The sequence below is a fragment of the Aquabacterium sp. genome (assembly GCF_004297345.1).
Classification (GTDB): domain Bacteria; phylum Pseudomonadota; class Gammaproteobacteria; order Burkholderiales; family Burkholderiaceae_C; genus Aquabacterium.
Window position 1 is genome coordinate 1 of the sequence record NZ_SCTN01000359.1, and the last position, 3,797, is coordinate 3,797.

2 protein-coding genes are annotated in these 3,797 nt (G+C 60.9%); both read right to left on the minus strand.

Annotated elements, in window-relative coordinates:
* Window positions 1-70: 70 nt before the first annotated feature.
* Window positions 71-2,212 (minus strand): XrtA/PEP-CTERM system-associated ATPase, encoded by a 2,142-nt coding sequence (locus EPO09_RS13265; protein ID WP_290643795.1) that lies wholly within the window; start codon window positions 2,210-2,212, stop codon window positions 71-73.
* A gap of 14 nt (window positions 2,213-2,226) precedes the next feature.
* Window positions 2,227-3,765: a TIGR03016 family PEP-CTERM system-associated outer membrane protein gene (locus EPO09_RS13270; protein WP_290643796.1), complete on the minus strand. Its 1,539-nt coding sequence runs from the start codon at window positions 3,763-3,765 to the stop codon at window positions 2,227-2,229.
* Window positions 3,766-3,797 lie beyond the last annotated feature (32 nt).

The window sequence follows — 3,797 nt, forward strand, 5'->3', positions numbered from 1 at the left end:
CGGCTGCTCGCGACTTTGCATGCCCCCACCTGAATGGGTTAACGTCTGGTGTCACTGATTGATACGTCGGTCATGACGGATTGATCAGTTGCTCTCTGGGTGCACGCTGTTTCCACCATGCGGCAAGATGCTCGGTGGTGCGGCTGGCCGTGAGGCCATCCCAGAACTTGGGCAATCGGCCTTTCTTTCCGCCACCTCTGAGAATTTCGGCCACCGCGCGGTGTATCAGGCTGCTGTTGCACCCTACGGCGATGTTCGTGCCTTGCTCTACCGTAATGCGTCGCTCGGTGTAGTTGTGCAAGGTCAGGCAGGGTACGCCCAGGATGGTGGATTCTTCCTGTACGGTCGACGAGTCGGTCAACACGCAGGCTGCGGTGCCAATCAGCCCAATCATTTTGTAATACGGGATCACGGGCAGTACGGCCAGTTGAGCGCCATCCACACCCGCCAGCAGGTGATGCTGATTGATCAGCCGTCGGGTGGTTTCGTTCGCTACCCAGATCAAGGGGAGATCACGGCTGATGGATTTCAATATGGCTGTCAACTCGGCCAGAGGCTGCAGCTCGGTGCCGATGCCTCCGCCATGCAGGTGCACAACGCCGTAGCCTTGCTTGTTCTTCAAGAGTTCGGGTGACTGATCAAACTGCCGCAGGGTGTATTTCGGAGGGGACGCCTGCGGCAACATGGCCCGGATGGTGTCCATGACCAGATTGCCAACGAACTGCACGCGATCTGCAGAAATGCCTTCGCGTGTGAGGTTGTCGTGCGCGACCCATTCAGATGTCAGTAGCAGATCTGCCATGTGATCACACATCATGGCGTTGATTTCTTGCGCACGCGTGCGATCGAAACTGCGCAGGCCAGCTTCCATGTGGATGATGGGTACGCCCTGGCGATGGGCGGCCAGGCTGGCCATCAAGGCTGCGTCATCGCCGCCCTGGACGATGAGGGCCGCCGGGTTGTATTCATGCAGCAGGTGATCGAGCTGGCGCAAGCCATCTGCCATCTGGCCAACAGGCGTGGCGGGTGGCACTCGCAGCACGAAGTCAGGTTCGCGCAAACCAAGGTGCTCGCTCCAGTCGCCGTTGAGTTCAAATTGCCCGGGGGCATTGATCGTCAGCAGTTTCAAGGCCGGCAGATCGGTGCGGGTGGCAAACGCCTTTTGCAGCGCGGCAGCCCGAATGCAGCCCGTACGCGAGCCCGCTACCATCAGGAAGGCGTGGGTGCGTGGGCCGCGTACGCTGTCCGGATTGAGCAGTTCGTTGCTGAACTTGGGTGTTTCGAGTGGGGCCTCCACGCTGTCGGTCAGCGTGGGCATCACCAGCGGCCGTTGTGGCTCAGGCAGGTTGGCCGCTGCTGGGGCGATGTTGTGGCTGTCCACGCGCGTGAGCGTGGGTTCCCCGATTTCGGCGCGAATCTCCATGGCAATGCGCGCCACGTCCGTGGACGTGATGCTGCGGCCTTCGGCCAGGAACGTGGCCAGAAGCAGTCGATTGCACAGCAGGTTGATCCGACGCGGGATGCCTGATGTCCACTGGAAGATTTCGTCGAAGGCGTCTTCGTCAAAGTGCGGGTTGTCGTTCCAGCCCACCTTCTTGAGGCGGTGCTCGATGTAGCGTCGCGTCTCTTCCCGGTCCATGGGGCCGAGGTGATACGAGGCTATCACGCGCTGACGAAGTTGCTCCAGGCTGCGAGACAGCAGCATGTCGCGCAATTCGGGTTGGCCGATCAGGAAGCTTTGCAGCAAGGCCTGGTTGCCGAACTGGAAGTTCGACAGCATGCGCAATTCTTCAATGGCATCGCGGCTGAGGTTTTGCGCCTCGTCGACGATCAGCACCGCGCGCTTGTTCTGCGTGGCCAGCAAGGTCAGATAGGCTTCCAGCGTGGCGATCAACTCCGCCTTGCTCTGCCCTTTGGGCGGGATGCCGAATGCCGTGATGGTCGAGCGCAGCAGGTCGCCGGCTTCCAGTTGGGTGCTGACCAACTGGGCCGCCACTACCTTCTCGTTGTCGATGTCGCTCAGCAGGGTGCGCACGAGCGTGGTCTTGCCCGCGCCGATGTCGCCCGTCACGACGATGAAGCCCTCGGCCTGATACAGGCCAAATTTCAGGTAGGACAGGGCGCTGCTGTGCCCCCGGCTGTCAAAGTAGAAGCTGGGGTCTGGATTGAGCAGGAAAGGGGCCCCGGTCAGGCCGAAATACGACTCGTACATCCTGTGTTCATTCTTTAGAAGCGATAGCCCAATCCCACAAACATCGACGATTCATCGTTGGTGCTGGTAGACGGGGTGTGCGAGATCTGATGCTTGAAACCCATGGAGGCCGTGGCGTCTGACGTCAGGGCTGTATTGAGTGTGGCCCGCCATGAAAAATCGCGTGACAGGATGGGGGCCTGTCCGTCGGGCGTATTGAGCGCGCGCGACCAGCGTAGTCCGCCCGAGAGGGTGCTCAGCGGTGTCAGACGGTGGTTGAGTTGGGTGTCGAAAAAGTACTCCTTGGTGCGCGGTGGCGGCAACAGGGAGACACTGGAGTCGACCAGCAAGGGGTGTGAGCGGTTCAGGCCCGCGGCCAGTGTCAGTACATCCCGGCGGCCCATGATGGCCAGCCGGCCCGTGGTCGTCTCGCGCAGCACGGCGCCCAGGTCGTAGGCGTCTCTGGTCGCGCCAACGGTCGTAGGCAAGTTGCGCGACGCAATGAGGTCATTGACGGCGTTCTTGCGATCGATGGGATTGGTGATCCGCGTGGTCAGCATGGCGTCGTACAGGCTTTGCAGCGACGAGCCGGCTTGCCACGTGCCCAGGGACGACGTGTAGGTTTCCGGCTGACGGCTGCTATTGAAGCCCAGCGCCAACCAGGGCGAACGATGGGTGGCGTCCACTTGCCAGGCTTTGCCAAAGAAGCGATCTTCGAGGCGCGTTTTCAGCGAAGTCCGTTCACTGGGTTGCCACTGAAAGCGCACGCCACGAACGGTGTCGTCCAGTTGGCGGGTGAGGACTTGCGTGCTTTCTCGGCCAGCAATCAGGCCGACTTCAAGCTCTGGCAGCAGGGCGTACAACACCGATGCCTTGCCGGTTCTTTGCGTCAGGCTGGGGTCGGATTGGCCGGACACATGCGTGGTTTGATAGTCGGCATCCAGCTCGTAGCCGATGCGTGTTGGTTTGCGCGTCAGGAGCAGGCGATGGTCGTCGGCGTAGGAGTTCGGGCGCGCAGCCAAAGCCGTGCTGTTTTGCGAGGATTTCAGCCAGTTTCGGCCAAGACGCGCTTCGATGTGCGTATCGCCGTCGAGCGAGCGGCTGATATAGGGACTCAGGCCGTAGCGCGTGTTGGTGTAAGTGTTGGCCGTGCTGGGTGTGGTGGACGACGTGGTGGCGTTGAAGTTCGCCTGCACTTGTTCGGATGCCACATTGGCGTCCAGCCCGATACCCCGCTGTGCGATGTCTGTATGCAGATTCAGGGCACCAGAGGGCAATATGCGGTCGGGCTGCGTGTTGCGTTCATAGTTGACTGCGCTCAGGCGGTACTGCCCCTCGATGTTCGAGTTGGCGCCTTTGGCCTTGACGTTCACGCCGGCTGTGGCCGTGGTGATCACATCACTTTGGCGCGGGCCATTGCTTGCAATATTGGCGTTGTCGGTGGCCAGTACTTGCAGGTCCAGTGTCGGCTGGATTTTGGTGGTTTGTGTCTGTGCTTGTGCAGACAAAGCGCTCCCACCCGCCAGCAGCAGGCAGCCCAGGCGGACAGTGGTCTTACGGTGCGTAGTAGCCATAAGCACTGGCGCCTTTCGGGCCTCGGTATTTG

Bases quoted from the DNA above. Each gene is read 5' to 3' on its own strand.
- EPO09_RS13265 (WP_290643795.1), bottom strand. From the start codon at position 2,212: ATGTACGAGTCGTATTTCGGCCTGACCGGGGCCCCTTTCCTGCTCAAT.
- EPO09_RS13270 (WP_290643796.1), bottom strand. From the start codon at position 3,765: ATGGCTACTACGCACCGTAAGACCACTGTCCGCCTGGGCTGCCTGCTG.